The 26,878-nt window shown below is 68.7% G+C and carries 28 protein-coding genes, 1 other RNA gene and 1 riboswitch; of the genes, 13 read left to right on the top strand and 16 right to left on the bottom strand.

Features of this window, described 5'->3' with window-relative positions; all coding sequences use genetic code 11:
• From BSE24067_RS18250 to BSE24067_RS18240, 3 genes are all read left to right on the top strand, one after another.
• A partial coding sequence (locus BSE24067_RS18250; RefSeq protein ID WP_174904816.1) for a CobD/CbiB family cobalamin biosynthesis protein occupies positions 1–747 on the top strand: 747 nt, incomplete at its 5' end.
• Complete coding sequence (cobD, locus tag BSE24067_RS18245; RefSeq protein WP_174904815.1) at positions 740–1,759, top strand: threonine-phosphate decarboxylase CobD; 1,020 nt, start codon at positions 740–742, stop codon at positions 1,757–1,759. The genes BSE24067_RS18250 and cobD, both read left to right, overlap by 8 nt.
• A complete protein-coding gene (locus BSE24067_RS18240; protein WP_151066149.1) occupies positions 1,756–2,676 on the top strand; it encodes a cobalamin-binding protein in 921 nt (306 codons plus the stop codon). The genes cobD and BSE24067_RS18240 overlap by 4 nt, the downstream gene beginning before the upstream one ends.
• A 47-nt stretch (positions 2,677–2,723) precedes the next feature.
• Here BSE24067_RS18240 and cobC read toward each other — a convergent pair whose 3' ends face one another.
• The 5 genes from cobC to BSE24067_RS18215 are packed head-to-tail and all read right to left on the bottom strand — an operon-like array spanning position 2,724 to position 7,013.
• The gene (gene cobC / locus BSE24067_RS18235; RefSeq protein ID WP_151066148.1) at positions 2,724–3,311 is read right to left on the bottom strand and encodes an alpha-ribazole phosphatase; all 588 of its coding nucleotides are present in this window, start codon (positions 3,309–3,311) and stop codon (positions 2,724–2,726) included.
• A complete protein-coding gene (locus BSE24067_RS18230) occupies positions 3,296–4,072 on the bottom strand; it encodes an adenosylcobinamide-GDP ribazoletransferase (protein ID WP_151066147.1) in 777 nt (258 codons plus the stop codon). Before BSE24067_RS18230 ends, cobC begins: the two co-directional genes overlap by 16 nt.
• Positions 4,062–5,126, bottom strand: a complete 1,065-nt coding sequence (gene cobT, locus BSE24067_RS18225; RefSeq protein WP_151066146.1) for a nicotinate-nucleotide--dimethylbenzimidazole phosphoribosyltransferase — start codon at positions 5,124–5,126, stop codon at positions 4,062–4,064. Before cobT ends, BSE24067_RS18230 begins: the two co-directional genes overlap by 11 nt.
• Before the next feature lie 55 nt (positions 5,127–5,181).
• A complete protein-coding gene (locus tag BSE24067_RS18220) occupies positions 5,182–5,994 on the bottom strand; it encodes an ABC transporter ATP-binding protein (RefSeq protein WP_151066145.1) in 813 nt (270 codons plus the stop codon).
• The gene (locus BSE24067_RS18215) at positions 5,991–7,013 is read right to left on the bottom strand and encodes a FecCD family ABC transporter permease (RefSeq protein WP_244130573.1); all 1,023 of its coding nucleotides are present in this window, start codon (positions 7,011–7,013) and stop codon (positions 5,991–5,993) included. The genes BSE24067_RS18220 and BSE24067_RS18215 overlap by 4 nt, the downstream gene beginning before the upstream one ends.
• Before the next feature lie 526 nt (positions 7,014–7,539).
• A riboswitch (cobalamin riboswitch) is annotated at positions 7,540–7,793 on the bottom strand.
• 166 nt (positions 7,794–7,959) lie between these two features.
• On the opposite strand from BSE24067_RS18215, the gene BSE24067_RS18210 reads away from it, so the two are divergent.
• From BSE24067_RS18210 to BSE24067_RS18190, 5 genes are all read left to right on the top strand, one after another.
• Entirely contained in the window at positions 7,960–8,310 is a 351-nt protein-coding gene (locus BSE24067_RS18210) for an ATPase (protein WP_151066143.1), read from the top strand.
• Entirely contained in the window at positions 8,307–8,621 is a 315-nt protein-coding gene (locus BSE24067_RS18205; RefSeq protein ID WP_040141458.1) for a cell division protein ZapA, read from the top strand. Before BSE24067_RS18210 ends, BSE24067_RS18205 begins: the two co-directional genes overlap by 4 nt.
• A gap of 80 nt (positions 8,622–8,701) precedes the next feature.
• A non-coding RNA gene (gene ssrS, locus BSE24067_RS18200) (6S RNA) lies at positions 8,702–8,883 on the top strand.
• A gap of 69 nt (positions 8,884–8,952) precedes the next feature.
• Positions 8,953–9,414, top strand: coding sequence for an EVE domain-containing protein (locus BSE24067_RS18195; protein WP_151066142.1), 462 nt, complete (start codon positions 8,953–8,955; stop codon positions 9,412–9,414).
• A 220-nt stretch (positions 9,415–9,634) separates the two neighbouring features.
• Positions 9,635–10,375, top strand: coding sequence for an SIMPL domain-containing protein (locus tag BSE24067_RS18190; protein ID WP_151066141.1), 741 nt, complete (start codon positions 9,635–9,637; stop codon positions 10,373–10,375).
• Positions 10,376–10,535: 160 nt separating this feature from the next.
• Here BSE24067_RS18190 and lgt read toward each other — a convergent pair whose 3' ends face one another.
• Both lgt and BSE24067_RS18180 read right to left on the bottom strand, forming a co-directional pair.
• A complete protein-coding gene (gene lgt, locus BSE24067_RS18185) occupies positions 10,536–11,426 on the bottom strand; it encodes a prolipoprotein diacylglyceryl transferase (protein ID WP_151066140.1) in 891 nt (296 codons plus the stop codon).
• A gap of 107 nt (positions 11,427–11,533) precedes the next feature.
• Positions 11,534–12,451, bottom strand: coding sequence for a LysR family transcriptional regulator (locus BSE24067_RS18180; RefSeq protein WP_151066139.1), 918 nt, complete (start codon positions 12,449–12,451; stop codon positions 11,534–11,536).
• A 134-nt stretch (positions 12,452–12,585) separates the two neighbouring features.
• Between BSE24067_RS18180 and ilvD the strand changes: the two genes are divergently transcribed.
• Positions 12,586–14,259: a dihydroxy-acid dehydratase gene (gene ilvD, locus BSE24067_RS18175; RefSeq protein ID WP_151066138.1), complete on the top strand. Its 1,674-nt coding sequence runs from the start codon at positions 12,586–12,588 to the stop codon at positions 14,257–14,259.
• A 126-nt stretch (positions 14,260–14,385) separates the two neighbouring features.
• Positions 14,386–14,715, top strand: a complete 330-nt coding sequence (locus BSE24067_RS18170) for a c-type cytochrome (RefSeq protein ID WP_151066137.1) — start codon at positions 14,386–14,388, stop codon at positions 14,713–14,715.
• Positions 14,716–14,851: 136 nt separating this feature from the next.
• Here the strand turns inward: BSE24067_RS18170 and BSE24067_RS18165 are convergent, their stop codons facing one another.
• Genes BSE24067_RS18165 through BSE24067_RS18155 form a run of 3 tightly spaced genes read right to left on the bottom strand, consistent with a single transcriptional unit; the run spans position 14,852 to position 17,585 of the window.
• Positions 14,852–15,598 (bottom strand): DUF2486 family protein, encoded by a 747-nt coding sequence (locus tag BSE24067_RS18165; RefSeq protein ID WP_151066136.1) that lies wholly within the window; start codon positions 15,596–15,598, stop codon positions 14,852–14,854.
• Between the two features lie 24 nt (positions 15,599–15,622).
• Positions 15,623–16,039, bottom strand: coding sequence for a DNA polymerase III subunit chi (locus BSE24067_RS18160; RefSeq protein WP_151066135.1), 417 nt, complete (start codon positions 16,037–16,039; stop codon positions 15,623–15,625).
• A 34-nt stretch (positions 16,040–16,073) separates the two neighbouring features.
• Positions 16,074–17,585 (bottom strand): leucyl aminopeptidase, encoded by a 1,512-nt coding sequence (locus tag BSE24067_RS18155; RefSeq protein ID WP_151066134.1) that lies wholly within the window; start codon positions 17,583–17,585, stop codon positions 16,074–16,076.
• 122 nt (positions 17,586–17,707) lie between these two features.
• Between BSE24067_RS18155 and lptF the strand changes: the two genes are divergently transcribed.
• Genes lptF through BSE24067_RS18140 form a run of 3 tightly spaced genes read left to right on the top strand, consistent with a single transcriptional unit; the run spans position 17,708 to position 20,360 of the window.
• Positions 17,708–18,799, top strand: a complete 1,092-nt coding sequence (gene lptF, locus BSE24067_RS18150) for an LPS export ABC transporter permease LptF (RefSeq protein ID WP_151066133.1) — start codon at positions 17,708–17,710, stop codon at positions 18,797–18,799.
• Between the two features lie 3 nt (positions 18,800–18,802).
• Positions 18,803–19,951 (top strand): LPS export ABC transporter permease LptG, encoded by a 1,149-nt coding sequence (lptG, locus tag BSE24067_RS18145; protein WP_151066132.1) that lies wholly within the window; start codon positions 18,803–18,805, stop codon positions 19,949–19,951.
• 25 nt (positions 19,952–19,976) lie between these two features.
• Complete coding sequence (locus BSE24067_RS18140) at positions 19,977–20,360, top strand: sirohydrochlorin chelatase (RefSeq protein ID WP_151066131.1); 384 nt, start codon at positions 19,977–19,979, stop codon at positions 20,358–20,360.
• Positions 20,361–20,483: 123 nt separating this feature from the next.
• Here BSE24067_RS18140 and cobA read toward each other — a convergent pair whose 3' ends face one another.
• From cobA to BSE24067_RS18110, 6 genes are all read right to left on the bottom strand, one after another.
• Positions 20,484–21,233: a uroporphyrinogen-III C-methyltransferase gene (gene cobA, locus BSE24067_RS18135; protein ID WP_151066130.1), complete on the bottom strand. Its 750-nt coding sequence runs from the start codon at positions 21,231–21,233 to the stop codon at positions 20,484–20,486.
• Positions 21,234–21,327: 94 nt separating this feature from the next.
• Positions 21,328–22,644: a sulfate adenylyltransferase subunit 1 gene (locus BSE24067_RS18130; RefSeq protein WP_151066129.1), complete on the bottom strand. Its 1,317-nt coding sequence runs from the start codon at positions 22,642–22,644 to the stop codon at positions 21,328–21,330.
• A gap of 22 nt (positions 22,645–22,666) precedes the next feature.
• On the bottom strand, positions 22,667–23,629 hold the full coding sequence (gene cysD / locus BSE24067_RS18125) for a sulfate adenylyltransferase subunit CysD (RefSeq protein ID WP_151066128.1): 963 nt from the start codon (positions 23,627–23,629) through the stop codon (positions 22,667–22,669).
• A gap of 75 nt (positions 23,630–23,704) precedes the next feature.
• Positions 23,705–24,457, bottom strand: coding sequence for a phosphoadenylyl-sulfate reductase (locus tag BSE24067_RS18120; RefSeq protein WP_151066127.1), 753 nt, complete (start codon positions 24,455–24,457; stop codon positions 23,705–23,707).
• The gene (locus BSE24067_RS18115) at positions 24,454–24,996 is read right to left on the bottom strand and encodes a DUF934 domain-containing protein (protein ID WP_151066126.1); all 543 of its coding nucleotides are present in this window, start codon (positions 24,994–24,996) and stop codon (positions 24,454–24,456) included. The genes BSE24067_RS18120 and BSE24067_RS18115 overlap by 4 nt, the downstream gene beginning before the upstream one ends.
• Positions 24,997–25,021: 25 nt before the next feature.
• Positions 25,022–26,701 carry a nitrite/sulfite reductase gene (locus BSE24067_RS18110; RefSeq protein ID WP_151066125.1) on the bottom strand — a complete coding sequence of 560 codons (1,680 nt, stop codon included), beginning with the start codon at positions 26,699–26,701 and terminating at the stop codon, positions 25,022–25,024.
• Positions 26,702–26,878: the final 177 nt, after the last annotated feature.

Raw genomic sequence — 26,878 nt, 5'->3', positions numbered from 1 at the left:
CCGGTGGCCGTCGCCGCGTGGCTCGCGGCCGTGCTGCCGTGGCCGCTCGCGGCCGCGCTGCACGTCGCGCTGCTGTGGTTCGCGCTCGGCGCGAAAAGCCTCGCCGATCATGTCGCGCCGATCGCCGCCGCGCTGCTGCGGCACGATCTCGACGCCGCCCGCGCGCTCACCGCGCGGATCGTGTCGCGCGACACGACCCAAGCCGACGAAGGCGCGCTATCGCGCGCGGCCGTCGAATCGGCGCTCGAGAACGGCAACGACGCGATCTTCGGCGCGCTGTTCTGGTTCGTCGTCGCCGGCGGCCCGGGCGCGCTGCTGTTCCGGCTCGCGAACACGCTCGACGCGATGTGGGGCTACCGCACGCCGCGCTTCCTGGCGTTCGGCTGGGCGGCCGCGCGCATCGACGACGCACTGAACTGGATTCCCGCGCGCCTCACCGCCGCGAGCTATGCACTGCTCGGCGACACGGCCGCCGCGTGGCGCTGCTGGCGCACGCAGGCGCGCCACTGGGACAGCCCGAACGCAGGCCCCGTGATGGCCGCCGGCGCCGGCAGCCTGAACGTGCAGCTCGGCGGCCCGGCGGTCTATCACGGCGAGATCGAAGATCGTCCCGCACTCGGCACCGGCGCACCCGCGAGCGCCGTGCACGTCGCCGCCGCGCTGTCGCTCGTCACGCGCACGCTCGCGCTGTGGCTCGCGCTGCTCGTTGCGAGCGGCGCGCTCATCCTGGCTACCCATCATGTCTGACGCACGCATTGCGCACGGCGGCAACCTGCACGAAGCCGCACGCCGCCACGGCATTCCGTACGACGCGTGGCTCGACCTGTCGACTGGCATCAATCCGGTCGGCTATCCGGTGCCGCCGGTCCCGGCCGACGCTTGGCGCCGGCTGCCCGACGACGGCGACGCGCTCGCCGCGTGCGCGGCCGGCTACTACGGCGCGCGGGATGCCGCGCATGTGCTGCCGGTCGCCGGTAGCCAGGCCGCGATCCGCGCGCTGCCCGCGCTGCTGCCAGCCGGCGACGCCGGCGTCGCGCCGCTCGCGTATGGCGAATACGCGCCGGCATTCGCGCGTCACGGCCATCGCGTCGTCCCGCTCGATATCGGCGCGGACGCGTTGCCCGCGACGCTGCGTCACGCCATCGTCGGGAACCCGAACAATCCGACCGCCGAAGTCGTGCCGGTCGAACGACTGCTCGGCTGGCATGCGCAGTTGTCCGCACGCGGCGGCACGCTGATCGTCGACGAAGCATTCGCGGATACCGGTGCGACGCCATCGCTCGTGCAACATGCCGATCGCCCGGGTCTCGTCGTGCTGCGCTCGGTCGGCAAGTTCTTCGGGCTGGCCGGCATCCGTGCGGGCTTCGTGCTCGCGCATCCCGAGCGGATCGCGACGCTGCGCGACATGCTCGGCGCGTGGACCGTCAGCGGCCCCGCGCGCCACGCGGTCGCCGCCGCGTTCGCGGATCGCGCATGGCAGGCCGCCGCGCGCGAACGGCTCGCGGCCGACGGCGAACGCCTCGCCGCGCTGCTGCGCGCGCACGGCTTCGCGGTGCACGCGACGCCGCTGTTCAGCTGGACCGACGACCCGCGTGCCGCCGCGCTGCATGCGGCGCTTGCCGCGCACGGCATCTGGACGCGGCACTTCGCGCGGCCATCGAGCGTCCGCGTCGGTCTGCCGGGCAACGAAGGCGAATGGCGGCGCCTCGCCGACGCGCTCGCGCAGTGCATGACGACGCTGCAACCGGCATCCGCATGAGCCGCGCCCCGCTCCACCGTCTGCCGCCGCTCGCGATGCTGGCCGCACTCCTCGCGCATGCGCCGTGCGTGCACGCCGACGTGACGACCCGCGACGATGCCGGCAATACCGTCACGCTCGCCGCGCCTGCGCAACGCGTGATCAGCCTCGCGCCGCATGCGACCGAACTGATCTACGCAGCCGGCGGCGGCGCGAAACTGGTCGGCACGGTCACGTACAGCGACTATCCGCGTGCGGCGCAGGCAGTGCCGCGCGTCGGCGACAACAAGGCGCTCGACCTCGAACGCATCGCCGCGCTGAAGCCCGACCTGATCATCGTGTGGCGGCACGGCAATGCGGAGCGGCAAACCGACGCGCTGCGCGCGCTGCACATCCCGCTGTTCTTCAGCGAACCGAAGCATCTCGACGACGTCGCGACGTCGCTGCGCCGGCTCGGCACGCTGCTCGGCACGGAACCGGCGGCCGATGCGGCGGCAGCAGCGTTCTCGCGCGACGTTGCGGCGCTGCGCGCGCGCTATTCCGCGCGGCCGCCCGTCACGATGTTCTTCCAGGTATGGGATCGGCCGCTGACGACGCTCAACGGCGCGCATCTGTTCAACGACGTCATTGCGCTGTGCGGCGGCCGCAACGTGTTCGCGGCGCTGAAGCCGCTCGCGCCGACCGTCACCGACGAAGCCGTGCTCGCGGCGAATCCGGAAGCGATCGTCACGACGAGCGCCGGCGCAACGCACTCGGACGCGCCGCTGCCGAGCCTCGCACGCTGGCGTACATGGCCCGCGCTGACGGCCGTCGCGCGCAACAACCTGTTCGCGATCGACGGCGACCTGCTGACGCGGCCGTCGCCGCGGATCGCGCAAGGCGCGGCCGCGCTGTGCGAAGACCTGGACGCCGCGCGAGCGAAACGGCCGGCGCGCTGATTGCCGGTTCCTCTACGCTGTTGCACGCGGGACGCGCAGGCGATCGCCTACTCGTCCCAGTGCACGACTTTCCACGTGCGCGCGGTGGCGCCCATCATCCGCAACCACACGATGCCGCCCGCCGGCACCGGTCGCGACAGCAGCGTCTCGAGCGGCACGCGCAACGCATGCGATGCGAACGCGCGAATCACCCCTGCATGCGTGAGCACCCATTGCGGCGTGCCGGTCAGCACGACCGCATCGGCCGCGCGCGCCACTCGCGCGGCAAATCGCGCAACGCTCTCGCCACCGTGCGCGCATGCATGCATCAGATCGGCGGCCCACGCATCGAGCGCGGCGCGATCGATATCGTCCCAGCGCTGCAGCTCCCACGCGCCGAAGTCCATTTCCTGCCAATCGGCATCACGCCGCAGCGGCACGTCGAACGCGCGCGCGAGCCGTTCGGCGACTGACGCGCAGCGCGCCAGCGGGCTCGTCCAGATCTGCTCGGGCAGCGGCGCCGCGAGCGTCGCGAGATGCTCGCGCACGTCCCGCGCGCCCATGTCGGCCGATGCGGCGAGCGGCACGTCGCTGCGGCCGTAACAGATGCCGGGCTCGACAGCGACGGCCGGATGACGAATCAGGACGAGATCCATCCGAGCACCACGAGATAGATCGCCAGCTCGCCGAGCTGCTGCGCGAAGCCGAGACAGTCGCCGGTATAGCCGCCGATCCGCTTCGCGAAATAGCGGGCCGCCCATGCACGTACGAGCGCGAGCGCGACGAAGGCCGCGAGCCCCGCGCGCCAGTCCGGCCAGAACAGCCACGGCAGCCCGAAGATCGCCGCGACGCAGGCCGAACGCGCGCCCATGCGCTGCGCGACCGGCTTCGCCTTGCCCTCGGGACGCACGTAGTCGAGCGACATCAGCAGGCTCACCGCCATCGCGCGGCTCGCCGCATGCGCGGCGATCATCGTCCACGCGGCGCGCAGCGGCAGCATCGACGCGAGTGCCTGCCACTTCAGACCGAGCGTCACCACGAGCGCGACCGCGCCGAACGTGCCGATCCGCGAGTCGTGCATGATGCGCAGCACGTCTTCGCGCGTATAGCCGCCGCCGAACGCATCGCAGCTGTCGGCGAGGCCGTCCTCGTGAAACGCGCCGGTCGCGAGCAGCGTCGCGGCCATCGACAGCCCGACCGCGATCGAGGCCGGCAGCACGCGCAGCGCGACCAGATAGACGAGCGCGCCCCACGCGCCGGCGCATGCGCCGACGAGCGGGAAGTAGCGCGCGGCCTGGTCGAGATCGCCGGCCTCGTGACCGATCGAGCGCGGCACCGGCACGCGCGTGAAATAGCCGAGCGCGACGAAGAAGTAGCGCAGTTCCGCGCGTGCGCCGCGCGCGCGTTCAGGCGTCACGATTGTCGACGCCCGCGGACTCGAAGCTCGCCATCTCGGTGACGAATGCGGCTGCCGCGCGCACCAGCGGCAGCGCGAGCGCGGCACCCGTGCCTTCGCCGAGCCGCAGGTCGAGCGCGAGCAGCGGCCTCGCACCGAAATGCTCGAGCATGCGCCGGTGCCCGGCCTCGTGCGACGTATGCGAGAACACGCAGTAGTCGCGCACGCCGGGCGCGATGCGCTCGGCGACGAGCAGCGCGGCCGTCGCGATGAAACCGTCGACGAGAATCGTCATCCGCTCGCTTGCTGCCGCGAGATACGCGCCCGTCATCATCGCGATCTCGAAGCCGCCGAACGTCGCGAGCACATCGAGCGGCGCGATCGCGTGCGAATGCCGGACCAGCGCGCGGCCGAGCACCGCGCGCTTGTGCGCGAGCCCCTGATCGTCGAGGCCCGTGCCGCGGCCGACGCACGCGTCGATCGGCACGTCGAGCAGCCGGCTCATCACGCACGCGGCCGACGACGTGTTCGCGATCCCCATTTCACCGAAGCCGATCACGTTCGTGCCGAGCGACGCGTGCACGCGCACGCGCGTCGCGCCGGCGGCGAGCGCCGTCTGCGCTTCGTCGCGCGTCATCGCGGGCTCGACCGCGAAGTTGCGCGTGCCGCGCGCGACCGGCAGCGACACGAGCCGGTCGGACACCGGCAGCGGCGACGCGACGCCCGCATCGACGATCTCGAGCACGCTCTGCGCGACGCCGGAGAACGCATTGATCGCCGCCCCGCCGGCGAGGAAGTTCGCGACCATCTGTGCAGTAACCGACTGCGGATACGGGCTAACGCCCTCGGCGGCGATCCCGTGGTCGCCGGCGAACACGATCGTCACGGGACGCTGCACGCACGGCCGCTCGGTGTGCTGGATCAGCCCGAGCTGCAGCGCGAGCGCCTCGAGCTGGCCGAGACTGCCGGGCGGCTTGGTCTTGTGATCGATCACATGCTGCAGGCGCTTGCGCAGCGCGTCGTCGAGCGGTGCGATCGCGGGCGGGAAGTCAGTCTGGGCGGACGGGTTCGTCATCGGAAGGTTGCCTCGTTGGCACGGCCGGCGCCGCGCATCGAAAGAAGAAGAAGGTTCATCGCCGCTCCGGCCACGCGGGCAGCAGCGCGTCGCGGCCGTTCTCGCGGATCAGCACGAGCGGATAGCCGAACGCGTCGCTCGCGCGCGCCGGCGTCAGCACGTCGTGCACGCGGCCAGCCCATGCATGGCCGCGGCCGTCGAGCAGCAGCGCATGCGTCGCGAAACGCCGCGCGAGGTTCAGGTCGTGGCACGAGAACAGCACCGTGCGCGGGCCCGCATCGACCCACGCAGCCAGTGCAGTGAGTGCGTCGATCTGGTGATGCAGGTCGAGATGGGCGAGCGGCTCGTCGAGCAGCAGCAGCGGCGCGTCCTGGCACAGCGTCGCGGCCAGCGCGACACGCTGCCGCTCGCCGCCCGACAGCGACAGCACGTCGCGCGACGCGAGCGCGCCCAGTCCGAACGTCGCGAGCGCGTCGCGCGCGGCCGCGCGATCGCCGTCGCGCTCCCAGCCCCACCCGCCGAGATACGGAAAGCGGTTGAGCAGCACCGTGTCGAAGACGCTCGCGCTGAACGCGTCGTGCAATTGCTGCGGCATCAGCGCACGACGCCGCGCGAGCGCGTCGGCCGGCCAGTCGGCAAGCGGCCGGCCGTCGATTTCGACGTGGCCGCCGGCCGGCCCCTGCAGGCCCGCGAGCGTCGCGAGCAGCGTCGTCTTGCCCGCGCCGTTCGGCCCCGCGACACACCAGATCTCGCCGGGCCGGAACGCGTGCGTGAAGCCGTCGAGCAACGTACGTTCGCCGGCCTTCAGCGCCAGCGCGACCGCCGCATAACGGATGTCGCCGGCGGTGTGCGGTGCGGCGTGCGTCATCGCATCGGTCTCCTCAGCAACATCCACAGGAACACCGGCACGCCGACGAGCGCGGTCATCACGCCGACCGGCAATTGCGCGGGCGCGATCGCGGTGCGCGCGAGCAGGTCGGCCGCCATCACGCCGCCGCCGCCCGCGAGCATCGCGGCCGGCAGCAGCATCCGCTGATCGTTGCCGAATGCCAGCCGCAGCGCGTGCGGAACGACGAGGCCGACGAAGCCGATCGTGCCGGCCGTCGTCACCGCGGCCGCGGCCGCGAGCGACGCGACGAGGTAGATCCGCACGCGCAAGCGCGCGACCGGCACGCCGAGCGCAAGCGCGGTCGCGTCGCCGCGCAGCAGCACGTTCAGTTGCGGCGCCGCCGGCAGCGCGACGCACGCGGCCAGCAACAGCGCGCCCCACGCGAACCAAGGCGCCGTCACGCCGTTCAGGTCGCCCGTCAGCCAGAAGATGATGCCGCGCAGCCGTGCATCGGGCGCGAGCGACAGCAGCAGCGTGACGAGCGCGCCCCACCCGGCCGCGATCACGACGCCCGTCAGCAGCAGCCGCGGCGATGCGTCGCGCGAATCGCCGCGCCACAGCTCGCGGCGCGCGAGCCCGAGCACGAGCGCGACCGACACGAGCGCGCCGGCGAACGCGGATGCGTCGACGAGCCACCACGCGGCGCCCGCGATCATCGCGACGAGCGCGAAGCCGGCCGCGCCGCCCGACACGCCGAGCACGTACGGCTCCGCGAGCGGATTGCGCAGCAGCACCTGCAGCAGCGCGCCGGCCAGCGCGAGCAGCGCGCCGCATGCAAAGCCCGCGAGCGCACGCGGCAACCGCAGCGTGCGCACGATGTCGGCGAACAGCGCATCGCCGCCGCCGTGCGGCACGAGCGACGCGAGCGCCTGCCACGGCGAGATCGGCACGCTGCCGAGCGACAAGGACGCGACGAACAGCAACGCGGCCGCGGCCGCGAGCACGGCCCAGATCGCCGCGGCGCGCGCGGCGCTCATGCGGTGCGCCGCGTCGTGCATGACGCGCGACGCTTCGGCGCGTCGCCGGTCCGGTGCGGCACGGGCGCCGCGCGACGGCGTGTGGTAGGCATACGCAAGCTCGTGATCCTCGTTGAGCGGATTGTTGATGGCGCACGGGCGGACCGCGACGCGGCGATGTCGTCGCGAGGCAAGTTCGACGATCCCGTTTCGGACGGATGCAACGTCGGGCGGCCGGCGTTCTGCGCAATATAGTGGAAGCCGCCGCATCGGGTCGATCGGCGCCGCGCGTGCGCGATCGTCCGGCACGATCGGCGCCGCAAACGCGCCATTCGCTGCCGAATGCGCGCCGGCGCCCACTGCGCACTGCAGCAAATCCGCGCGCGCCGACGGCATGCGTCGGCGCCGGCCCGCACGAACCGGCCGTCGCGGCAGTCCGCGCGGCGGCAACGGGCGACACGCGGCGGCGTGCACCGGGCGATGCGCACGATTGGGGTCGGCATCGAAGACGGATCCTGTGAAGCACTACGCGCCCCGCTTCCCCGCGGGCCGCGCGTCATGAAGCCCGTGGAGGCTCCCCGCCTCGGCCGGTATCCGGGCTGGCGGCGTACCGGCTCGCCTTCCCGCGCGTGTACGCGCAGTGGCCCGCGTTTGCCGTGCGAACCTGCACGCGAAACGCGCCCGAGCCGGCCTGCGTTGGACGACGCGGCCGCTTACCGTTGCGGGGGCAGCGCAGGTTGGCGATCTCCGGGCGGAGCACGCGCCCTGCTTCCCGTTTAACCGCGCGACACGCGCGCGAGCACCGAGGCGGCGCCAGTTTAGGAGCGTGCCGCGCGAGCGTCAAGAAAGCGACGAAACGCATGCGCCGCGCATCCTCGGACGCGCTTATTCGCGGCAAGAAGCCGGGGTGTTACGACTGGAAACGTTACAGATGTCGGAATGCGCGTTATTCCGCGCTAAAATGCTGGGTCTTTAGAGGACGCAGCAGATGCTCAACGAACTCGAAACCTTATCTCAAAATATTGGCCGTTTGATCTCGCTGAACAAGCGCTATCACTCGGAACGGCTCGCGCTCGAGGAGCAGGTCGCGCAGATGCGCGCGGAAGCAGACACGGTCCGCGCGGAGCTCGAGCAGCTGCGCGACGAACGCAATGCGCTCGCGGCGGAGCGCGATACGCTGTCGGCGAAGATCGACGACGCGCAGGTCAAGCTGAACGCGATTCTCGAAAAGCTGCCGCGCACGAAGAGCGCGGAGCAAGCCGACAACCAGCTCGACCTGCTGGATGCGCAGGCGCGCACGGATAGCGACGACGCGGCCAGCCACGGAGAACATGCATGAGCACCAAGCAGATCGAAGTCTCGATTCTCGGTCAGCCGTATCGGCTCGCCTGTTCGGCCGAAACCGAAGCGGCGCTGCTCGAGGCCGTCGCGCGCGTCGATGCCGAAATGTCGAAGATCCGCGCGAACAGCTCGGTGCGCGGCACCGATCGCATCGCGGTGATGGCCGCGCTGTCGCTCGCGTCCGAATTGCTGCGGCTGCAAACGAGCGTGCGGCACGGTGAAGCATTTCCGGCCGAAGAAATCCGTCGTACAATGCACCAGATGAACGAACAGCTCGGCGCGGTGCTCGCACAGCACGAGGCGCAGTAACGTTTGATCGATGCGTCGATTCCCCTTGATCTCGGCGATCAACGGTGGTCAAATTGGCGCAACGAAACACAGTTCAGTCAGCTTCCCTGCCTGGTTCGCCAAGGTCATATATTCCTTGAACCAATGCCATGTGCACGGTTGCGGAAATTTGTAGCACGGGCGCGCGCGTCACTCTGTCTGATGTACCCGAAGTGCTGCTAACTGCGACCAATTCTGAACCTCAGGTTCAGGATGCCGGCCTAGCGGCCAAGGCGGGGGCCTATCCAACGGCATCGGGTACTCCCGATGCCGTTTCCTTTTGCAACAGCCCTTTCTGCGTCGATTACGATCCATGCAATACTGGCTGATGAAGTCCGAACCGGACGAAGCAAGCATCGACGATCTCGCGCATGCGCCGCAGCAATCGCTGCCATGGACTGGCGTGCGCAATTATCAGGCGCGCAATTTCATGCGCGACACGATGAAGATCGGCGACGGCGTGCTGTTCTATCACTCGAGCTGCCCCGAACCAGGCATCGCGGGCATCGCCGAAGTCTCGTCGACGCCGTACCCCGATCCTACCCAGTTCGATCCGAAAAGCCCGTACTACGATCCGAAGTCGACGCAGGAAGCACCGCGCTGGGTGCTCGTCGACGTGCGCTTCGTGAAAAAGTCGCCGCTTGTGCCGCTCGCGGCGCTGCGCGAGCACGATGAACTCGCGGACATGCGCGTGCTCGCGCGCGGCAACCGGCTGTCGATCACGCCGGTCACGCGTGCCGAATGGCGCTTCATCACCGAAAAGCTGATGAAGTAGGCGCACGCGAAGCGCACGCATCAGACGCGCGGGGCACGCGCAACGCCAAACGTCAAATCCGGTCAACATCCGCCGCGGTCACGGAACTCGCAGCGCGTTCGCGCAGCCTAAGCAACCGCTGTCGCCCGCTCGGGCCGGCGGCCGTTTTTTTTCGTCGCGCGGCACGCCCGCGTCGCGCACGCGCGATCCGCGTGCGCGCCCTCGCACAAGGAGTCCAACAATGACCAAGAAATCCGCACTCGCGCTGTCGCTCGCCCTCGCCGCCGCCGTGCCCGTCGCGCTGACGCTCGCGTCGCCGGCCGCGCGCGCACAGGCCGCGAACCCGCACTTCCCGGAGCCGGCCGGCGTGCTGTCGCTGTCGTCGCAGGCGAGCGCCGACGTGCCGCAGGACATCATCCACATCACGCTGTTCTACGAGCAGCAGGCGAAGGATCCGGGCAGCCTGACGGCCGCGCTGAACCAGCGCGCCGACGCGGCGCTCGCGCAGGCGAAGGGCGTGTCGGGCGTCACCGCGCACACCGGTGCGTTCTCCGTGTATCCGAGCACCGATCGCGACGGAAAGATCTCCGCGTGGCGCGGCCGGACCGAAGTCGTGCTCGAATCGCGCGATTTCTCGGCGGCGTCGAAGCTCGCGGGCCAGTTGTCGAACCAGATGCAGATCGCGAACGTCGAGTTCTCGCTGTCGCCCGAAGCGCAGCGCGCGGCCGAGCAGAAGCTCACGACGGAGGCGATCAAGTCGTTCCGCGCACGCGCTGACGAAGCCGCGAAGGCGTTCGGCTACAGCAGCTACTCGATCCGCGACGTGAACGTCGGCGGCGGCCGCAACGTGCAGCCGTACCCGCGGATGATGGCGATGGCCGCCGCGCCGATGGACAGCGCGAAGATGAGCGCGCCGATCGCGGTCGAAGGCGGCAAGGCCACCGTGTCCGTCACGGTCAACGGTTCGGTGCAGATGAAGTAACGCGCATCGCGCCGTCACGCGGCAGATGCGAAAACGCCGGCCCGAGGGCCGGCGTTTTTCGTTTGCGATTCAGCGCTCGATGCGCACGCCGCATGCGGGCATCGGCATCGCTTCATCCCTCATGCGGCGACGCACACGAGCCGCGCGTCATGCAACGGCATCACGCCACCGCATTCACCGCGCGGCGGCGGTACGCCCACACGAGCAGCGCGATGCCCGCGAGGATCATCGGCAGCGACAGCCACTGCCCCATCGACAGGCCGAGCGCGAGCAGGCCGAGGAAGTCGTCCGGTTCGCGCGCGAATTCGACCGTGAAGCGCGCGAGCCCGTAGCCGATCAGGAACAACGCGGACACCGCGCCCATCGGCCGCGGCTTGCGCGAGAAGAAGAACAGCACGAAGAACAGCGCAATGCCTTCGAGCGCGATTTCGTAGAGCTGCGAAGGATGGCGCGGCAGCATCTGGTACTGCATGAACACGTCGGCGAGATGCCACTTCTCGACGAGCGCCGGATGCTTCGGCAGCCACGCCGCGTCGTCGCGCATCGCGCCCGGGAACAGCATCGCCCACGGCGCGCCCGGATCGGTCACGCGGCCCCACAGCTCGCCGTTGATGAAGTTGCCGAGCCGCCCGGCCGCGAGGCCCGTCGGCACCATCGGCGCGACGAAATCGGTGACCTGCAGCCAGTGGCGCTTGCGCTGCCACGCGAACAGCATCATCGCGAGCGTGACGCCGAGGAAGCCGCCGTGAAACGACATCCCGCCCTCCCACACCTTGAACACGTCGAGCGGATGCGAGAAGTAGAAGTCGGCCTTGTAGAACAGCACGTAGCCGAGCCGGCCGCCGAGCACGGTGCCGAGCACGCCGTAGAACATCATGTCGTCGATGTCCTTCACGGTCCAGCCCTGCGCCGCGACATGCGGCAGCTTCAGCCGGATCCGGCCGACGACGATCGCCGCGATGAAGCCGACGAGATACATGAGGCCATACCAGCGCACGGCCAGCGGCCCGAGATGGATCGCTACGGGGTCGAAATTCGGGTGAATGATCATGGATTAGCGATGAAGTTTTCGAATGCGGTACGACGCGCGCACCACGCCGCACCGCGCATTGGACGGCGCCGGCGCGCCATCGTTCGCACCGTCGCCCGCTGTCCGCATCACGCGGCGGCGCCGTGCGCACGCACGACGTCGATGAAGCCGGCGAGCACGGGGCTCACGTCGCCGGTGCGCCACACGAGCCCCGTCTCGACGAGCGGCGCGTCGCCCGCGAGCGGCCGGTAGACCACGCCGGTGCGCCGCAGGTTACGCAGCGACTGCGGCACCAGTGCGACACCCATGCCGGCCGATACGAGGCTGACGATCGTCTGCATCTGGATCGCCTCCTGGCCGATGCGCGGGGTTTCCCCCGCCGCGCCGTAGCAGCCCGTAATGATGTCATAAAAGCCGGGCGCCAAACGGCGCGGGAAGATCACGAGCGGCAGCGCGGCCAGATCGGCCAGATGCACGGGTTCCGTTTCGGGCACGTCGGGCGCCGCGGCCGCCGGCATCGCGACCACCAGCGGCTCGCGCACGACCGGCAGGTACGACAGCCCGGCCGCATGGCGCGGCGGCACCGGCGGAATCACGAGCCCCGCGTCGATGCGGCCCGCGACGAGCTCGTCGATCTGCACGTCGCTCGTCGCCTCCGCGAGTTGCAGCCGCACCTGCGGATAGCGCGCGGCGAACGCACGCAGCAGCGACGGCAGCAGCCCGTAGTCGGCGGTCGACACGAAAGCGAGCGACAGCGAACCCGCCTCGCCGCGCGCGAGCCGCCGCGCGAGCGGCGGCAGCGCGTCGGCCGACGCGAGCAGCCGGCGCACGTCGGGCAGCAACGCTGCACCGGCCGCCGTCAGCGCGACCGAGCGCTTGGTGCGCGCGAACAGCGCGACGCCGAGCGCGTCCTCCAGCGCACGGATCGCCTGCGACAGCGGCGGCTGGGTCATCGACAGCCGCTCGGCCGCGCGGCCGAAATGGCGCTCGTCGGCAACGGTCACGAAATAGCGCCACTGGCGCAGGTCGGGCGTCGGTTCGGGCATACGGAACTCATTCGAAAATCGACTTAATAATCGACAAATAATATATTGGACATCCCAGAACGGACACTCCATTCTTGACTGATCCCCGGCGCGCCGTTCGCGCCGGCGTCGCCAAAACAACGATGGAGCTCCCCATGTCGTACAACCGCCGCTCTAGGAACATCACGCAAGGCGTGGCCCGTTCGCCGAACCGCTCGATGTATTACGCGCTCGGCTACCAGAAGGAAGATTTCGACAAGCCGATGATCGGCATCGCGAACGGCCACTCGACGATCACGCCGTGCAATTCGGGCCTGCAGCGGCTGTCGGACGCGGCCGTCGCGGCCGTGAAGGCGGCCGGCGCGAACCCGCAGATCTTCGGCACGCCGACGATCTCGGACGGCATGTCGATGGGCACGGAAGGAATGAAGTACTCGCTGGTTTCGCGCGAAGTGATCGCCGACTGCATCGAGACCTGCGTGCAGGGTCAGTGGATGGACGGCGTGGTGGTGGTCGGCGGCTGCGACAAGAACATGCCGGGCGGGATGATCGCGCTCGCGCGCCTGAACGTGCCCGGCATCTACGTGTACGGCGGCACGATTCGCCCTGGCAACTGGAAGGGCCGCGACCTGACGATCGTGTCGTCGTTCGAGGCGGTCGGCGAGTTCACCGCGGGCCGGATGTCCGAGGAGGATTTCGAAGGGGTCGAGAAGAACGCGTGCCCGACGTCGGGGTCGTGCGGCGGCATGTACACCGCGAACACGATGAGCTCGTCATTCGAGGCGCTCGGCATGTCGCTGCTGTATTCGTCGACGATGGCGAACCCCGATCAGGAGAAGGTCGATTCGGCCGCCGCATCGGCGCGCGTGCTGGTCGAAGCCGTGAAGCGCGATCTGAAGCCGCGCGACATCATCACGAAGGCGTCGATCGAGAACGCGGTGTCGCTGATCATGGCGACCGGCGGCTCGACCAACGCGGTGCTGCACTATCTCGCGATCGCGCACGCGGCGGAGGTCGACTGGACGATCGACGACTTCGAGCGCATCCGCAAGCGCGTGCCGGTGATCTGCGACCTGAAGCCGTCGGGCCAGTACGTCGCGACCGACCTGCATCGGGCCGGCGGCATCCCGCAGGTGCTGCGGATCCTGCTCGACGCGGGGCTGCTGCACGGCGACTGCATCACGATCACCGGCCGCACCCTCGCCGATGAACTGAAGGACGTGCCGAGCGTGCCGCGCGCGGACCAGAACGTGATCTTCCCGATCGATCGCGCGCTGTACAAGGAAGGCCATCTCGCGATCCTGAAGGGCAACCTCGCCGAAGACGGCGCGGTCGCGAAGATCACCGGCCTGAAGAACCCGGTGATCACGGGCCCGGCGCGCGTATTCGACGACGAGCAAAGCGCGATGGACGCGATCCTCGGCGACAAAATCCGCGCGGGCGACGTGCTGGTGCTGCGCTATCTCGGCCCGCAGGGCGGCCCCGGGATGCCGGAAATGCTGGCGCCGACGTCGGCGATCATCGGCAAGGGGCTCGGCGAGTCGGTCGGGTTCATCACGGACGGCCGCTTCTCGGGCGGCACGTGGGGCATGGTGGTCGGCCACGTCGCGCCCGAAGCGTTCGTCGGCGGCACGATCGCGCTCGTGCAGGAAGGCGATTCGATCACGATCGATGCGCACCGGCTCGTACTGCAGTTGAACGTCGACGACGCGGAGCTCGCGCGCCGCCGCGCCGCGTGGAAGCAGCCGGCGCCGCGCTACACGCGCGGCGTGCTCGCGAAGTACGCGGCGCTCGCGCGTCCGGCGAACAAGGGCGCGGTGACGGGCTGACGGGGAAACGCGCAGCATACGACCCCATTGCGGACGGACGCCGGGGAAACGCGCCAAACGTGCGCTCCCTTTGCTCTTATAATGCGCGGACCGTGGAGCCGGCCGCCTGCGCCGGCGGAGAACCGCATGAAACAGACGATATTGCGCGCGCTGCTCGCCGCGCTGCTGACCGGCAGCGCGGCGGCCGCGCATGCCGACCTGGCCGGCGACGGGGGCGCGCTCGCGCAGCGCAAGAACTGCATGGCGTGCCATGCGATCGGCAAGCCGTTGATGGGTCCGTCGTTTCATGACATCGCCGGCAAGTACGCGTCGCGCGCGGATGCTGCCGACTACCTCGCGCAGTCGATCGTCAAGGGCAGTGTCGGCGTGTGGGGCGGCGTGCCGATGCCCGCGAACACGCAGCTGACGAGCGCCGAAGCGCATACGCTCGCGCAATGGGTGCTGTCGCTGCATTGAACCGGCAACGCACGGCGCACAGGCACGCGTTGGTGACGCGCCGACGCAGCGTTCGGCGCATCCGCGTGATTGCCGCTACGTCGGCGATCGTCATGGTCGATGCCGGCAACGCCTGCGCATCCCGCGGCTGTCGAACCTAGCCGGAATGACCGGTCCGGCGGCGGGCGATCTCCTCGTCGACCGCGTCGCGAACCCACTCCATCACTTCCGTTTCGAGCGCCAGCGCGACTTCGCGCGTGATCTGACCGACGAGCCAGGCCGTATGGTCGTGCAGCGCGTCGCGGCAGCGGGCTTCGATGGCCTCGCGCCCTGCCCCGGTCAGATAGCTGGTGAGCCGATTGCGCAAGCGCTCGGCGATATGCTGCGCATCCTCCGGCGTCAGCCCCGCGGCCGCGGGCGCAGCCGGCTGCGACGCACCGCCGGCAAGATGATCGGTGAGCAGCGCGCCGGCAGCCGATACGGTTTCCTGGCGCAGCATCGCGTCGTCATCGGCCGGTGCCGCGGCGGTACCGTGCTGCTGCGCCTCCTCGGCGCCCAGTGCGGACGGCAGCGGCGCCAGCGCGGCCGGCGACTCTTCCGCGACGACGTGTCCGGCCGCGCCGGGTTGCGCCGGCGCGTCGCTGTCGCCCGGCAGTTCGACGACGGGCACGTCGGGCGTCGGCACCGGCTCGACCACGACGGATTCGGGGTCCGCTCCCGCGTGCCCGGAAGCAGCCGATGCCGCAGCGGCAGCGCGGCCCGGTACGACCACGTCGGTCAGCACCGGAATCGCGGGATCGTCGCGCGACGGCGCATCGGCCGCGGACGAGCGCGACGGCGCCGGCTTGCCCGGCACCAGTACGTCGGTCAGCGTCGGGATCGAAGGGGATTCGGGTTGTGTCACGGGAACGCTCCGTCGACGGTTCGGCTAGCTGCCCTGCTTGTAATTGTTCAGCGCGTATCCGCGATCGCGGTAGAAGCGGTAGCGGTCGCGGCCCGCGGCGAGCTCGTCCGGCGCGTTGCCGACCACTTCGAGCAGGCGCTCGAAGCGGGCGAACTGCGCGGGCACCGTCGCGCCGAGGTTCAGCAGGATCTGATGGTGCGGCGCCTGGTCGAGATTCGTGGTCAGCACGATCGGCGTGTTTGCCGCATGCGCGCTGTCGGCGCCGCAGTGCGGGATGAAATCGAGCGGCGAGAACGTCCAGAGCCGCTCGTCGAGCGCGCGCAGGCGCGCGGGCTCGGCGAGCACGACGACCGGCTGCCCGGCCTGATAGGCCTTGCGCAGCAGCCGGCATGCGTACGTGAGCGAATCGCCGACGTTCGAATGGAAATCGATTCGCGTCATCGCCCGCTCGCCCGCATCGTCGTGAGTCCTGCCATCACTGGCCGGCGCGGTCGATCAGGAACTGCGCGAGCAGCGGCACCGGACGGCCGGTCGCGCCCTTCGCCGCGCCGCTCTTCCATGCGGTGCCGGCGATGTCCAGGTGCGCCCACGGGTAGCTCTCGGTGAAGCGCGACAGGAAGCACGCGGCCGTCACCGCTCCGGCCGGACGCCCGCCGATGTTCGCGATGTCCGCGAAATTCGACTTCAGCTGATCCTGATACTCGTCGTCGAGCGGCATGCGCCACGCCGGATCGTTCGCCTCGCGCGATGCATCGAGCAGTTCGCCCGCGAGCGCATCGTCCTTCGAGAACAGGCCGCTGTTGTGCGCGCCGAGCGCGATCACGCACGCGCCCGTCAGCGTCGCGACGTCGATCACGGCAGCCGGCTTGAAGCGTTCCGCATACGTGAGCGCGTCGCACAGGATCAGGCGGCCCTCGGCGTCGGTGTTCAGCACCTCGATCGTCAGCCCCTTCATGCTGGTGACGATGTCGCCCGGTTTCGTCGCGTTGCCGCCCGGCATGTTCTCGCAGGTCGGCACGATCGCGACGACGTTGATCTTCAGGCCCATTTCGGCGACCGCACGCATCGTGCCGAGCACCGAACCGGCGCCGCACATGTCGTACTTCATCTCGTCCATGCCCTCGCCCGGCTTCAGCGAGATGCCGCCCGTGTCGAACGTGATGCCCTTGCCGACCAGCACGATCGGCGCGGCCTTCGCGCCGGCGCCCTGGTAATGCAGCACGATGAACTGCGGCGGCTCGACGGACGCGCGCGCGACCGACAGGAACGAACCCATCTTCAGCGCCTGGATCTGCTTCAGCCCGAGCACCTCGGCCTTCAGACCCCAATCCTTCGCGATCTTCTTCGCGGTGTTGCCGAGATAGGTCGGCGTGCACACGTTGCCCGGCAGGTTGCCGAGGTCGCGCGTGAGGTCCATCCCGTTCGCCAGCGCGACGGCCTGCTTGACCGCCAGCTTCGCCGCCTTTTCGTCGGCCGGGTCGACACTGAACACGACGCGCTTGAGCGTGTGCGACGCCGGTTCCGGCTTGCTCTTCATCTGCGTGAAGCGGTACGTCTCGTTGCGCAGCGCGAGGATCGCCGCGCGAACGCCCCAGTCGGAGCCGCGCTCGTCGACCGGCAATTGCGCGAGCGAGAACGTGACCTGGACGACCTTGGTCGCGAGCAGTGCGCGCCACGCGGCCGTCACCGCGTCGTTATAGGCTTTCTGATTGAAAGCATCCTGCTTGCCGAGGCCGACCAGCAGCACGCGCGACGCGCCGATGCCCGACACCTCGTGCAGGAACAGCGTCTTGCCGCGCTTGCCGTCCATGTCCCCGGCCTTCACTACGCGCGAGATGAGCCCCTTGGTGGCCGTGTCGATGTCGAGCGCCGCACCGGAGAGGGTCTGCGCCTCGAAGATGCCGAGCACGATGCAGTCGGACTTCCCGGTCAGGAACCCCTTGGCCTCGCCTTTGCTCCAATCACAGCCTTTTATGCTAAAGTCCATCGCGCTTGTCCTCGGATAAAATCTGGGCTAAGGATGAAAGCCGCAATTATCCGCTATTTTTCCCGTGGCGGCGCGAGCGCTCCACCACGCGTGCGCAGCCTCCCGCCCTCTTCTCATCAAGAATGATCTTCGAACGCTCCCTCCAGCGCGAGCTTGCGTATACGGCTGGCGCCGTGTTCATGGTGCTGCTCACGATCATGCTCACGACGATGATGATCCGCATCGTCGGCTATGCCGCGTCCGGCGAAATCGATCCGCGCGACGTGCTCGTGCTGATCGGCCTGACCGTGATCGGCTATCTCGCCGTGATGCTCGTCGTCACGCTGTTCGTGTCGATCCTGTTCGTGCTGACCCGGTGGTACCGGGACTCCGAAATGGTGGTGTGGCTCGCGTCGGGCGTGAGCCTCACGCGCCTGATCAAGCCGATCGGCGTGTTCGCGACGCCGATCGTCCTGCTGATCGCGTTCTTCGCGTTCGTCGGCTGGCCGTGGTCGAACCAGCAGAGCAAGATGATCAAGGCGCGCTTCCAGCAGCGCGACGAAATCTCGCTGCTCGCGCCGGGCCAGTTCCGCGAATCGGCGTCGAACCATCGCGTGTTCTTCATCGAAAAGATGTCGCCGGACCAGAGCAAGGTCCAGAACGTGTTCGTCACGTCGACCGAGAACGGCAAGGTCAACGTCGTCGTGTCCCATACGGGCCATACCGAGACCCGCGACGGCGACCGTTTCGTCGTGCTGGAAGACGGCCGCCGCTACGACGGCACGCCCGGCCAGCCGAACTTCAAGATCATGGAGTTCCAGCGCTACGGCGTGAAGATCACGAGCACGCCCGTCACCAACGTGCCGACCACCAACAGCACGCCGACGCCCGACCTGCTGCGCAATCCGACGCGCGACAATCTCGCGGAGTTCGCATGGCGCGCGGGGCTGCCGCTGATCGCGATCAACCTGATGGTGCTCGGGATTCCGCTGTCGTACCAGAACCCGCGCCGCAGCCGCACGATCAACCTCGTGATGGCCGTGCTGATCTACCTCACGTATTCGAACCTGCTGAACGTCGTGCAGGCGCAGATCGAACAGGGCAAGATGTCGTTCGGCGTCGGTCTCGTCGGCCTGCACGTGATCGTCGCGGCGATCGTCGCGTTCATCTTCTGGTTGCGCGTGCGCAATCGTCCGCTGTTGACACGCGCGCTGTTCGGCCGCTCGGGAGCATGATCGATGCGGCTCTATGAAAAATACTTCGCGCGGCAGATCTACGTCACGTTCATCTTCATCCTGTTCGCGTTCTCGGGCCTGTTCTTCTTCTTCGACCTGATCAGCGAACTGAACTCCGTCGGGCACGGCAACTACAAGTTCGGCTATGCGGTGCTGCGCGTCGCGCTGCAGACCCCTTCGCGCTTCTACGAGATCATCCCGGTCGCCGCGCTGATCAGCGCGATCTACGTGTTCGCGCAGATGGCCGCGAACTCGGAATTCACGATCTTCCGCGTGTCGGGTCTCGCGACCAACCAGGCGCTGCGCTCGCTGCTGAAGATCGGCATTCCGCTCGTGATCGTCACGTACCTGATCGGCGAATTCGTCGGCCCGTACGCCGATCAGTTGTCCGAACGCGTGCGGCTGCAGGCGCTCGGCGCATCGGTGTCGTCGAACTTCCAGTCGGGCGTGTGGGTGAAGGACACGCTCGCGGCCCGCGAGAACGGCGAGCAGGTCACGCGCTTCGTCAACGTCGGGAGCCTGTCGCCCGATTCGACGATCAGCAACGTGCGCATCTACGAGTTCGACTCCAAATTCCAGCTGCAGAACGTGCGAATCGCGCAGACGGGCCGCTACGAGCCGCCGGGCCACTGGCTGCTCAAGGGCGTGACGGAAACCGAGCTGACGCCGATCAAGCCGATCAGCGGCGAGCCGGCCGACGCGCTGAACCCCGTGTACCGGTCGCAGCAGGTCACGCTGCCCGAATACCGGCTGCGCTCGGACCTGACGCCGCAGATCCTGTCGGTGCTGCTCGTGTCGCCGGAGCGCATGTCGATCGTCAACCTGTTCCGCTACATCCAGCACTTGCGCGAAAACCAGCAGGACACGCAGCGCTACGACATCGCGCTGTGGCGCAAGCTGCTCTACCCGTTCGCTGTGTTCGTGATGCTCGTGCTGTCGCTGCCGTTCGCGTATCTGCATACGCGCGCCGGCGTGGTGGGCGTGAAAGTGTTCGGCGGCATCATGCTCGGGATGAGCTTCCAGCTGCTCAACACGCTGTTCTCGCACATCGGCACGCTCAACACATGGCCGGCGCCGCTGACCGCGGCCACGCCGGGCCTCATCTATCTGGCGCTCGGCCTGTTCGCGCTCAAGTGGGTCGACCGGCACTGAGCGCCGTCACGACGGAGGCATCGACATGAGTTCGCAAGGCATCGTCCTGTTCGGCCACGGCGCACGCGACGCGCGCTGGGCCGAGCCGTTCGAGCGGCTGGCCGCGCGGCTGCGCGGCGCCGGCGCGCCCGCGCCGCACGTGTCGCTCGCGTTCCTCGAACTGATGACGCCGTCGCTCGACACGGCCGTCGCCGCGCAGGTCGCGGCCGGGTGCACGCAAATCACCGTCGTGCCGGTGTTCTTCGGCCAGGGCGGCCACGTCCGCCGCGACCTGCCGCAGCTCGTCGACGCGTGCCGCGCCGCGCATCCGGGCGTCGACATCCGTTGCGCGACGGCCGTCGGCGAGGACGACGGCGTGCTCGACGCGATCGCACGCTACTGCATCGAGCAGATCGGACGCGGCGCGTAAGCGAAGCGGCGAGCCGTAGCGGCGGGCCCAAACAAAAAAGCGCTGGCTTCGGAAGCCAGCGCTTTTCTTTCGTCTATCGGGCGCAATCGCCGCATCAGCTGCCGCGCGGCCCGCTCCTCCGCGTCAAGCGGCGTTGCGCAACGCATCGCCCGCTTTCGCGGGCCGCGCGCGCTCGGCGAACGCATCGCCGATCATCAGCAGGCTCGGTTCGGCCGGGTCGAGCCACGCCTGCGCGTCGCCCGCGGCCATCTGCGCGAGCGTCAGCGTCAGCGTGCGTTCGCGCGCGGTGCTGCACGCCTCGACGATCGCGACCGGCGTCGCCGGCGCCCGGCCCGCGTCGATCAACTCCTGCGCGATGCCGGGCGCGCTGTCGCGGCCCATGTAGTAGACGATCGAATCGGCGCGCGCGGCTTCGCGGATTTCATCGCTGCCCGGTGCGCGACTGTGCGTCGCGAACGCGACGCTGCGCGACACGCCGCGCAGCGTGAGCGAGCGCTTGAGCGCCGCCGCGCCGGCCAGCGCCGCGGTGATACCCGGCACGACCTCGTAGTCGATGCCGGCCGCCTCGAGCGCACGCATTTCCTCTTCCGCGCGGCCGAACAACATCGGATCGCCGCCCTTCAGCCGCACGACGCATGCATGCTCGCGCGCCGCGTCGACGATCTGCTTGTTGATGAAGTGCTGCGCGGTCGAACGCTGCCCGCAGCGCTTGCCGACCGCGATCTTGCGCGCGTTCGGGGCGTAGTCGAGCATCGCCGCCTCGACGAGCGCGTCGTGCAGCACCACGTCGGCCTGCTCGAGCAGCCGCATTCCGCGCACGGTGATGAGGTCCGCCGCGCCCGGCCCTGCTCCGATCAGATATACCTTGCCCATGTTTGTCGCTTCGCTAGTCGTGCTCGTGCGGGCGGCGTCCGGCGCGCGCCGCCGCAACGGCTGCGCTGCGCGCCGGTCATGCCGTTTATGCCCGTTATGCCGAAAATGCCCGGATCATCCCCGCGGCGACCGTGTGATGCGTCGCCTCGTCGATCAGCACGAACGCGCCGGTGCCCGGATGCGCATCGTACGTGTCGCAGACGATCGGCTTCTGCAGCGTCAGCGCCACGCGGCCGATGTCGTTCATCTTCAGTTCCTGACGGTCGGTCGCGTGCGACAGCGTATGCACGTCGAGCACCTCCTTGACCGCGCCGATCTTCGCGAACACCGTGCTGGTGGTCTGCTTCAGCAGATACTTGCGCTGCGGCGACAGCGGCGTCTCGTCGAACCAGCACAGGTCCGCCTCGAGCTTCTTCGCCGGCTCGACCGGCTCGGCGGTCGTCACGAACATGTCGCCGCGCGACACGTCGACGTCTTCCTCGACGCGAATCGTCACCGTTTGTCCCGCGAACGCGTGCGGCACGGCCGCGGTGCCGCCCGGCACCGGCGCGATGATCTCGGCGACCGTCGCCGAGCGGTTCGACGGCAGCACGACGATCGTGTCGCCGACCTTCACTTCGCCCGACTCGATCCGGCCCATGTAGCCGCGGAAATCATCGGCCGAGCTGCCGTCCTGGCGCGCGACCCACTGCACCGGAAAGCGCAACGCGTCATGCGCCTGCGTCTCGACCGGCAGCGATTCGAGCACGTCGAGCAGCGGCTCGCCCGCGTACCACGGCATGCGCTCGCTCGCGCCGACGATGTTGTCGCCCTTCAGCGCCGACACCGGCACGAAGCGCACGTCGTTCAGCCCGAGCTGCTTCGCGAGCGCGACGTACGCGTCGCGGATCTCGTTGAAGCGCGCTTCGCTGTAGTCGACGAGGTCCATCTTGTTGATCGCGACGATCACGTGCTGCAGCGCGAGCAGCTTCACGATCGCGCTGTGGCGCTTCGTCTGCGGCAGCAGTTGCGCGACGCCGTTCTCGATCGTCACACGCGTCGCGTCGACGAGGATGATTGCAGCGTGCGCGGTCGATGCGCCCGTGACCATGTTGCGCGTGTACTGCTCGTGGCCCGGCGTGTCGGCGATGATGAATTTGCGCTTCGCGGTTGCGAAATAGCGGTACGCGACGTCGATCGTGATGCCCTGCTCGCGCTCGGCCTCGAGCCCGTCCGTCAGCAGCGCGAGGTCGATCTCGTCGCCGACGGTGCGCTTGTTCTTCGCGCGCGACAGCGCGGACAGCTGGTCGGACAGCACGGCCTTGCTGTCGTACAGCAGGCGGCCGATCAGCGTGCTCTTGCCGTCGTCGACGCTGCCCGCGGTGATGAAACGCAGCACGCCGAGGTCTTCGGTGTTCTCGATGATGCTCATGATGTGAATGTCCTCGTGTGCTTCAGAAATAACCTTGCTTCTTGCGCTGTTCCATCGCGGCTTCGGACGCCTGGTCGTCCATCCGGGTCGCGCCGCGCTCGGTGATCTCGGTCACGGCCGTCTCGGCGATGATCTTCTCGACGTTGTCCGCGTCGCTCGCGACCGGGCACGTGCAGCTGATGTCGCCGACCGTGCGGAAGCGGACCTGCGCGATCTCGCTCGTCTCGCCTTCACGCATCGGCGTGAGCGGCGTGACCGGCACGAGCAGCCCATTGCGGCGCACGATCTCGCGCTGGTGCGCGTAGTAGATCGACGGCAGTTCGAGGTTCTCGCGCGCGATGTACTGCCACACGTCCAGTTCGGTCCAGTTCGAGATCGGGAACACGCGCAGGTGCTCGCCGTTGTGCAGGCGCGCGTTGTACAGGCTCCACAGTTCCGGGCGCTGCGCCTTCGGATCCCACTGGCCGAATTCGTCGCGGAACGAGAAGATCCGCTCCTTCGCACGCGCCTTCTCTTCGTCGCGGCGCGCGCCGCCGATCAGCGCGGTGTAGCCGTGCTGTTCGATCGTCTCGAGCAGCGTGACGGCCTGCGCGGCGTTGCGCGAATCGGTTTCGCGGCGCAGCACGACCGTGCCGCGCTTGATCGAATCCTCGACGTGGCCGACCACCAGCTCGGCGCCGAGCTCTTTCGCACGGCGATCGCGGAAGTCGATCACTTCCTCGTAGTTGTGGCCCGTATCGATGTGCACGAGCGGGAACGGCAGCGTCGTCTTGCGGTTCGCGCCGAGGCCGAACGCCTTCAGTGCGAGGTGCAGCACGACGACCGAGTCCTTGCCGCCCGAGAACAACAGCGCCGGCTTGCTGCATTCGGCAACGAGTTCGCGCAGGATGTGGATCGACTCGGCTTCGAGCCAGTCGAGGTGGCCCATGCGGTTGTCGGCACCGGTGGGCGGGGCAAAGGCGGATTGCTCGAGCGTCGTGCTCATGATTTCAGTCCTTCTCTTCTGGGTTCGTGCCGCCCGCTGTCGCAGGCGGCGCAATATTCGGTTTCTTGTCGGCGTTCAGCGCGCGGCGCCGGCCTCGGCGTTCGCGGGAATCGGCGTGATCGTCGTGATGTGCAGCCCGCATTCCTTCGTGTCGCGCGACTCCCACCACCAGCGGCCCGCGCGGCTGTCCTCGCCGGGGCGGATCGCGCGCGTGCAAGGCTCGCAGCCGATGCTCGGATAGCCGCGCGCGTGCAGCGGGTTCACCGGGACGTCGAATGCCTCGAGGTATGCCCACACGTCGGCTTCCGTCCAGTCGGCGAGCGGGTTGTACTTCGCGATCCCGCGCGCGTCGTCCTGTTCTTCCTCGTGCAGCTCCGCACGCGTGACCGACTGCTCGCGGCGCTGGCCCGTGACCCACGCGCCGACGTCGGCCAGCGCGCGGTTCAGCGGCTCGACCTTGCGGATGTGGCAGCACGATTTGCGCAGCTCGACGCTTTCGTAGAAAGCATTCAGGCCGTGCTCGGCGACGTACTGGTCGACCGCGTCCTGCCGCGGGTGGAACTGCTCGATTTCGTAGCCGTAGCGTTCGCGCACGCGGTCGATCATGCCGAGCGTTTCCGCGTGCAGACGGCCGGTGTTCAGCGAGAAGATACCGATCGGCACGCGCTTCGACAGGATCGCGTGCGTGAGCAGCATGTCTTCCGCCGCAAGGCTGCTCGCGAGCTTCACCTTGTCGTGGCTCGCGCCGATCTGCGCGAGCAGCGCGTCGAGGCGCTCGATCTTCGCGGCGAGTTCCGGCGTCAGCGCGGTGGCGGTCGCGGTGCTCATGCGCTCACCTTGGCGTCGGGCGCAGCCTCGCGGCGGCGGAACAGCGGTGCCGGCTCGTCGAACGCGCCCTGGTAACGCTGCGTGAATTCGGTGAACGCGTTCAACGCGTCGTGGATGTCCTTGTCGGCACGCACCGCGAACGCGTCGAAGCCGCAACGCGACATGTACAGCAGCTGGTCGCGCAGCACGTCGCCGATCGCGCGCAGTTCGCCCGTCCAGCCGTGGCGCTCGCGCAGCAGCCGCGCGATGCTGTAGCCGCGGCCGTCCGCGAAGCGCGGGAAATCGACGGCGATCAGCGAAATCGCGCCGAAATCGGCCACGAGATCGGCCGGCTCGTTGTCCGGCGCGAGCCACACGCCGAGTTCGTCCTTCGTCTTCGCAGCGACGAGCGCCGCGCGCTCGGCCTGCCACAGCGCGAACGGCACCAGCACCTTGCCGGCCGGCAACGCGTCGACCGCGGGCAGCGCGCCGTCTTCCGCCGCGCGCACGACCTGCCATGCGTCGTCGATCACTGCGCGGTTCTTGATAATCGAAGCCATCTGCAAATTCCTTGTACCCGGTTGGTTACGCGTTCACTGCCTGGCGCGCCGCATACACGCGCTCCTTGAACGGCGCGATGCCGATGCGGTCGTACGTGTCGATGAAGCGCTCGCCGTCGATGCGCGCTTCGACGAACGTGTCGATCAGCTTCGCGATCACGTCCGGCACTTCTTCCGCGGAGAACGACGGCCCGATCACGCGGCCGAGGCGTGCGCCGTTGCGGCCCGTGCCCTGCTCGCCGCCGAGCGACACCTGGTACCACTCGGCGCCGTCCTTGTCGACGCCCAGGATGCCGATGTTGCCGACGTGGTGATGACCGCACGAGTTCATGCAACCGGAGATGTTCAGCGACAGGTCGCCGAGGTCGTACACGTAGTCCAGATCGTCGAAACGCTGCTGGATCGCGAGCGCGATCGGGATCGACTTCGCGTTCGCGAGCGAGCAGAAGTCGCCGCCCGGGCACGCGATGATGTCGGTCAGGAGGCCGATGTTCGGCGTCGCGAAACCGGCCGCCTTCGCCTTTTCCCACAGCGCGAACAGGTCGCGCTTCTTCACGTTCGCGAGAATCAGGTTCTGCTCGTGCGACACGCGCAGTTCGCCGAGCGAGTACGCGTCGGCCCAGTCCGCCACCTGCTCCATCTGCTCGGCCGTCGCATCGCCGGGGGCCACGCGGTGGTCCTTCAGCGACAGCGTGACGGCTGCATAGCCGGGCACCTTGTGCGGCGCGACGTTGCGTTCGACCCAGCGCGCGAACGCCTTGTTCTCGAGCAGGTGCTGCTCGAACGACGCGTCGGTGTCCGCGAGCTTCTCGTAGACGGGCGGCTTGAAGTACTGCGACACGCGGTCGATTTCGGCTTGCGTGAGCGTCGACGGGCCGTCCTTCAGGTGCTGCCATTCTTCGTCGACCTGCTGCGCGAACTTCGCCGGCGACAGCGCCTTCACGAGGATCTTGATCCGCGCCTTGTACAGGTTGTCGCGGCGGCCGTAGCGGTTGTACACGCGCAGCACGGCTTCGCAGTACGTGAGCAGGTGCTGCCACGGCAGATCTTCCTTGATCACCGCGCCGACGATCGGCGTACGGCCGAGGCCGCCGCCCGCGAGGATGCTCGCGACCACCTCGCCCTGCGCGTTCTTCTTCAGGTACACACCGAGGTCGTGGATCTGCACGGCCGCGCGGTCATGCTTCGAGCCCGACACCGCGATCTTGAACTTGCGCGGCAGCCACGCGAATTCCGGATGGAACGTCGACCACTGGCGCAGGATCTCGGCCCACGGGCGCGGATCGATCTCTTCGTCCTGCGCGACGCCGGCGAACTGGTCGGCCGTGATGTTGCGGATGCAGTTGCCCGACGTCTGGATCGCGTGCATCTGCACCGACGCGAGCTTCGCGAGGATCTCCGGCGTTTCTTCGAGCTGGACCCAGTTGAACTGGATGTTGGAGCGCGTCGAGAAGTGCCCGTAGCCGCGGTCGTGCTCGCGCGCGATGCGCGCCAGCATCCGCAGCTGCTCGCTGCGCAGGTTGCCGTACGGAATCGCGATGCGGTGCATGTACGCGTGGCGCTGCATGTACAGGCCGTTCTGCAGGCGCAGCGGACGGAACTCGTCTTCGCTCAACTCGCCCGACAGGCGGCGGCGCACCTGATCGCGGTACTGCGCGACTCGCTCGTCGACGATCGTCTGGTCGTACTGGTCGTACTGATACATTCGGGGACCCCAGGGTTTTCGTGGTGACTGCGCGACGTCCTAGCCACGTCGCGCCCGAATCTCCGTTCCGCCGCCCTAGCCGGCCTTCCGCTGCCCGGCTGGATTGCTAATGACGAAAACAGATATCCATATTTGAAAAACTCGGGTGAATCGTAATAAACTCGCCTTATATTTCAA

Origin of the sequence: Burkholderia latens, assembly GCF_902499045.1 — a bacterium.
Taxonomy (GTDB): domain Bacteria; phylum Pseudomonadota; class Gammaproteobacteria; order Burkholderiales; family Burkholderiaceae; genus Burkholderia; species Burkholderia latens.
This window is presented reverse-complemented; position numbering and strand designations above follow the sequence as displayed.